The 5,966-nt window shown below is 60.9% G+C and carries 4 protein-coding genes and 1 pseudogene; all 5 read right to left on the bottom strand.

Annotation, left to right across the window (positions count from 1 at the left end):
• Nucleotides 1–395: 395 nt before the first annotated feature.
• Nucleotides 396–1,481 carry a nucleotidyltransferase family protein gene (locus tag HLA95_RS26470; protein WP_191060382.1) on the bottom strand — a complete coding sequence of 362 codons (1,086 nt, stop codon included), beginning with the start codon at nt 1,479–1,481 and terminating at the stop codon, nt 396–398.
• A gap of 52 nt (nt 1,482–1,533) precedes the next feature.
• Complete coding sequence (locus HLA95_RS26465) at nt 1,534–2,511, bottom strand: hypothetical protein (RefSeq protein ID WP_191060381.1); 978 nt, start codon at nt 2,509–2,511, stop codon at nt 1,534–1,536.
• 124 nt (nt 2,512–2,635) lie between these two features.
• Nucleotides 2,636–2,839 (bottom strand): hypothetical protein, encoded by a 204-nt coding sequence (locus HLA95_RS26460; protein WP_191060380.1) that lies wholly within the window; start codon nt 2,837–2,839, stop codon nt 2,636–2,638.
• A 14-nt stretch (nt 2,840–2,853) separates the two neighbouring features.
• Nucleotides 2,854–4,050 (bottom strand): calcium-binding protein, encoded by a 1,197-nt coding sequence (locus tag HLA95_RS26455; protein ID WP_191060379.1) that lies wholly within the window; start codon nt 4,048–4,050, stop codon nt 2,854–2,856.
• A gap of 641 nt (nt 4,051–4,691) precedes the next feature.
• Nucleotides 4,692–5,966: pseudogene (locus HLA95_RS26450) on the bottom strand (cytochrome c peroxidase); the annotation flags it as partial.

Raw genomic sequence — 5,966 nt, 5'->3', positions numbered from 1 at the left:
CGTCATTGGCATCCACCGATCCGCCACATCCCGTCGTCATACCACGGACCTTGGACTTTCGCGCCAGTCTCGTTCGGCTCGAACTTGCGGCGTCATTGTGGCTGAACCATGAAGACTTGGTGCCATAGCGCATCCTCCCCCTCACGGCACAGTGCACCACGACACTCCGAGACCAAACACCTGGGCCCGCCGCGCGCCCACCAGAACGTCATCGGCACCAAGCATGGCACAGACACGGTCCTGCATCTCCGGACGAATCGGGCTGGTGGCTCCGGTTGGGCATGGCTTCGCTATGAACATGCACCCGCTGAACAGGCGCTCAACCGGTCCTGCCGCGGGACCACCGTCGGCTGCCCGAGGAATATCATGAGGCAACTAGCGGCGGCTTTCCCATTCTACAGACGACGGAGTTCTTTAAGGCGGTTACTATAGAATTCCTGCTCAAGTAGCCGCCGAGGAAACCGATGCCGCTTTGATGGAAATTTTCGGTATACTTGAGAAATCCATATAATGTAATATAATATAGCACTCAATCGTAGCCACGATTGACTGTTCTGCTGCCATAAAGCTCTACTAGACAATAAGCTTGCTGTGATAGAGTGATCTTCATACGGGAGCAGGTTGAAATGCAGTGTACTCTCCGCGGTAAGGAAAAAGCATTTAAACGCAGCAGCATAGCCCGCATGCTCTGCCCGACGCAGGATGACCTGTGTAGCGTTGGCAGGCAGATGATGAAGCCGCCGAGCCAGTTCCACCACTTCCCTTAGTTCGATACGGCCAGCAAGGAAGCGACCATGCTGAAGCTGGCCATGCACGATCATATGGACCAGGGAGTCCACCGGATCCAGAAGCCGAGCATTTAGGCCATCAATACAGACCGGCAGGGAACGTGCCCAAAGCTGCTCGTTCGGTAGCAAGGTGCTGTATTCAACTGGCCCAGCCGAGCGATGAATTTCTATTGCAGTGCCATCTATGGCTAGAGGAAGTTGATGATGATGCTCATCGGGCCGGTGGCCTGCCCGCGGCACAAATGTATAACCTTGCACCTGGAACTCATGCATCACACGGTCGATCGTGTCTGTCGGCACCATGAGGTCCAAGTCGAGCATGAAGCGATCGGCCGGATCATCGTAGGTGCCATCGACCAAGCGGGCAGCGCCTTTCAGGAGGATCGGCTCCACGCCAATCCTGTTCAGCAGGCCGATAATCGTGACCAAGTGTCTCCGTAGATCGACATTCCGCGCCGCGTTGTTCTCGCGCATGAGTCTGAAGAAACCGGCCAGTTCATCTGGCAGATTCGCTGATGCCTCAGGATCCTGAGCGAGACGACCCAGAAAGGGCGAGATGCGATGCCGCGACGCCAGCATGACCAGTGGTTCAACGTCGGCCGCGGTGATGAGTTCTCGAACGTTCTCACCGATACCAGGCTTGAGAGCCAAGCGGGTGAGCGCACATAGCTGGTCGAAATGCTTCGTCGCCATCTATGTCACCAGGCTCTCGCCACTCCCAAGGGCGGCTCTTAGATGGCAGCAATCAGCTGCGACGACTGCAAAGCAACCCATGAACAGCCTCCACGCCATGCGAGAGATCATCATAGACGAGATGGTAGGCAGGAACCGACTGCAGCCAAGCCAGAAATTCCGGCAGATGATGTGAATCATCGACCGGCCAAGTCCCCCCGCTGGCCAATCTGCGGAGAGCTTCCGCTGGTCGCAGTGGGGTGATGTGCAGACTGCTGCCCGCTGTCCATTGCGGGAAGATCAGCATCGAAATTGGCCGGCCTTGATCCGCCGGTGCCTGGCGAAAGGCCGTCACGAACCTGATGTTACGTGGTCCCACTGCAATCCGTGCTGAAGACGCTTCGGCTAGCTGAGGGAACAGCCGGTCGAGAATGGACCAGCTTCCCTGTTTGACGCCCATGGCAAGCCCACAGGGCCAAGCCAGGTGACTCTCTACCTCGATGGGAGTGACATCGTCTGCCAGAAGCGTTCCACCAGCCGCGAGCAGCCCAAGGGCAAGTGTGGTCTTGCCGGCACCGGTCGCCCCGGCGATCATTACCTGTCCCCGCCCCGGCGAAATGACTGTTGCCGCGTGTACCACTGCGGCAAAGGCCCGCTCAGGATGCAATTCACGGGCGAGGCGGCGGATGAGCGGAGTCCAGGCAATTCGCGGCACCTCGTACTTGAACACGCCATCCACCAGGAGAGCCGTCCGACTTTCTTCCACCAGCAGATCCAAGGTGCAACGCGGGGTGCCTGATGAACGGATCGGCGCCATCATGTGGTCGAGTGCTGCAGCTAGCACTGGATGCCAGCAGCGTACCTGTACTGACGAACCGTTGTAGCCGACGGTCTGATCAAGCAATGGCGCACGCTCTGGCGCACGCCACATCCGGGAGGGCAAAACGGCGGAATGATCCTGGCCCAGGGCGTCATCGAGCTGGGCAACCGCCGTGGCAACGAGCGTAGATGGTGCGACTTGCCAAGCCTCGGCGGCCGCGCCCTCCAACATCCAAAGGCGGCCTCCATCCGCCTCCTGCAGGACCAGGCCGCCGTCAAATGCGAGACGCAGGGGGGCCTGCCGCCTGGGCAGGTCCCCCCATTGCAGGCTAGACATCGAGGCTACCTGCAGGCCGTCAGTCCTCGAAGAAGCCGCTGTCGCCAACTTGCGCCTTTGCGCTCTTCGGGTTGGCCAGCAGCGCCACCATTGGCATTGCCGATGCAAGGGCGACAAGGCGCTGGATCGCGGCGCGTCGATCAGCGTCCTGCACGGCGCCCTGGGACGAGTTGCGGTTCTCGGTGCTGTCGCTCTCGGGAGCAATCTTGGTTGGCTCGGTCAAGGACGGTCCCCTTCTCATCCAAAATTGGAGTCATTGGGTGGTGGTGGTGGTGCGAAAATGAAGTCGCTGGCATCTACGACCACTGTGTGCACGATCTCGGTCTTCTCGATCGTGATCGTGCCGCCGCCGAAGGACGTCAGGTCCACCACGGACGTTAGCGAGGCTCCTTCCTCACCCACGTTGGTCACGTGGGGCAGCAGCTGTTCCCAAGAAGTGATGCCGAAGCTTCTGAGGTTTATCAGGTCGGCGCCGTCATCGAAGTCCATGATGACATCGTTGCCATGGGCGCCCGAGAAGACGAACCTGTCGGCACCAGCACCGGCCGTGGTGATTCCGGCGAAGTCACCCCAGAGTTCGTCGTCGCCGGCACCACCATTGATGGTATCATTGCCACCGGCCAGGCCAATCACCGGCCCACGATCGGAGTCCCCGAAGATGGTGTCGTCGCCGGCACCGCCCTGGATGTTGTCGTTGCCGAAGTTGAGGAGCACTCCGGTATCAAGGAGATCGCCGCCATAGTCGCCGACGAGCGTATCGGCACCGGCACCTCCATTGATCCAGTCGTCCCCGAAGTTCAGCGTCTCGAGGCTGGAAGCGATCGAGTTACCTGCGCCGCCATCGCCATAGATCGTATCGGCTCCAGCAGCGCCGAAAAGTTCGTCGTTGCCGGTCGTGAGTGTCGTCGTCGCCGCATTCAGTGTGCCACTGAAGTCTCCGGCATCGCCGTAGATGAAATCCGGATTTGCGCCACCATCGATGTAGTCGTCGCCGAGCACAATGGTGTCGACCGGTGCGCTTATGGAGCCGAGCGAGCCTACGTCGCCGTACAGCGTGTCGCGGCCTGAGCCACCATAAATCTCGTCATCATGACCATCGGCCAGAGTTGCGCCAGACAAAGAGGCAGCTGTTACCGTCTCGCCATAGGCAACATCATTGCCGGTACCGAGCCAGAGGCGATCTGCGCCCCCGTTGCCTTGTGCGGTGACGGCCAGGGAGTAGGCGAGGCCATCGATGATCCCACCGATACCCTGGTGGGTCGGATCGATGGTAAGGGTCAGCACATCGTTTCCGCCGCCGAGGTCGAACGAGGTGGCGACATCGAAGCGCGCCCGCGTGGCCCCATTGATCGTCGCGTCGTACGCGATCACCTCGCTGCGCTCATCTCCCTCGATCGAGGTGGCACCGAGATAGGTTTTGGAAGAGCCACGCATCCCAGCGATGGATACGCTGGTCCCGGCCCAACCGTTAGTTGCCGTGGCCGTAGAGCCGTGGGTACCGTTACTCGCAAATGCGACCATAGACTCCCCCTTACGCCATCGATCCAGCCAAGCGGAACATCATTTACACATCGCGCGGCCAGGACAATGACAGCGATCAACTATAAGGCTACCTGCACACGAGACGTCGTGCGCAGGCCAGTCAGACGAAGACTATATCCTACTGGATATGGACGATTAAAAGAGAAGACATTTCGGGTCAAGGGTCATGTTGTCCAGTTTACTCATTGAGACTCGGAAAATAAGTGAACAGCGTCCGGACGCAGCCATGTCGGCGCATCTCATAATTCAACTCCGTATCTCATTAAGATATATCGGGATTGAGCGCCTGCAGCAGAGGGATCTCAATCTCAGGTAGCGCATCGAGATTCCGGTGACCCAGAAGGTCCGGGATGCGCCTTCGGAATCACACTGCCGGGCTCTGAACAATGCGTGGGGCAACCATGGACCGCAGAAGAAGTGAAGCCTGACGGCAGGGCTGCCGTCAGGCTTCGGATGGCAAGGGAATTGGAATTTTCTGTCAGCTGGTACGCAGCCTTTCCGGGCTTCGTCACTCAGGAGCGGACTCCGACCGCTCAGGGCACTGGCTGCAGCATCCCGCCGATCAGGTTGCGGTCGAACAGGTCGCCGGTGTTCGGATCGCACAGGCTGGCGCCGTACCCGCCGCGCCCGACCGGCAGGAGGCGGAGCTTGGCGTCCTTGGCCCGACCGCGCTCCAGCGCTGCCACATGGCCGTTGGGCAGCACCAGTTCCGGATGGTCGAAGGGGGCAGCATGGCAGGCGACCCGCCTGTCGGTCAGCGCCTTCATGAACGAGACCAGCGCGTTGACTTCAGTGCCCGAGAGCCCCAGCGGCGTGATGTCCGGCGCCAGGTTGCTGCCGCCCTGATTCGGACCCACCGGCGTGGAGCGACCTTTCGGACCGGTGCCGGTGGTATCGCCGTTGCTGAGGTCGCGCCGATTGCCGCCGCGATTGTAGAACTCGACTACGCCCTTGAGCGTCGCCTCGCCGCCATTGTGGAAATAGGGCGCGGTGAGGGCGACGTTGCGCAGGGTGGGGGTCTTGAACGAACCGTCGATAGCCGCCCGCCGGTTGCGGTTCCCCGTGGGGACGGGGAAGGAATCGACCTGCTTGTTGTCCGTGAACTGTCGGGTGAAGGACAAAGGCGCACCCATCGCACTGCCGCCCAGGCCCACATCCTCGTGGGTCGGCCGCACGCCGATATTGTAGAAGCCGCCGTCGTAGAGCGCCTTGCCGCCGTCGGCCATGGGCATCGGCTCGATCAGCTCGCGGATCTGTCTGGGCGGCACAGCCGCGCTGGTGAACAGCGGGCCGTTGTGGCAGGCAGCGCACTTGGCCTTGGTCTTGAACAGCTCGAGCCCCTGCTTCTGCTCGGCGGTAAGGGCATTGCTCTTGCCCTCGATGAAGCGGTCGAACGGGGTCTGGTCGGAGATCAGGGTCCGCTCGTAGGCGTCGAGCGCCAGGCCGAAGAACAGGGCGAAGTTCAGCTCGTCCTGGGAGAATCCAGCCACCGGATCGGCGTTGAGCTCGCCTGCTGCCGAGAACTGATACTTGCCGCTGCCGGCCCACAAGTGCTCCTTGAAGGCCTTCTGGACCAGCATCCGGTAGCTCTGCTTCAGGCCCTTGCCGCTGGCGCGGATCTGCTTGCCGATCGCCGACATGGTGCCGAACACGCTGTCGGTGGGATCGATCACCTGGCCGACCAGCGGTGTCTGAGTCAGGAGCTTGCGGCCGAGATTGGCGAAGCTGTGGGCACCGCAGATCATCTCCACGTCGCTGCCGGGCGGGCCCACCGCTTGCGACGCCAGGCTCATGTTCTTGAGCTCCAG

The sequence above is a fragment of the Geminicoccus harenae genome (assembly GCF_019800005.1).
In the GTDB taxonomy this organism is placed as follows: domain Bacteria; phylum Pseudomonadota; class Alphaproteobacteria; order Geminicoccales; family Geminicoccaceae; genus Geminicoccus; species Geminicoccus harenae.
Note: the sequence above shows the minus strand (reverse complement) of the source record. Positions and strands in the feature narration are given on the sequence as shown.

Coding starts and splice junctions, on each gene's coding strand:
- HLA95_RS26470 (WP_191060382.1), bottom strand. CDS start 1,481: ATGGCGACGAAGCATTTCGACCAGCTATGTGCGCTCACCCGCTTGGCT.
- HLA95_RS26465 (WP_191060381.1), bottom strand. CDS start 2,511: ATGTTGGAGGGCGCGGCCGCCGAGGCTTGGCAAGTCGCACCATCTACG.
- HLA95_RS26455 (WP_191060379.1), bottom strand. CDS start 4,050: ATGCGTGGCTCTTCCAAAACCTATCTCGGTGCCACCTCGATCGAGGGA.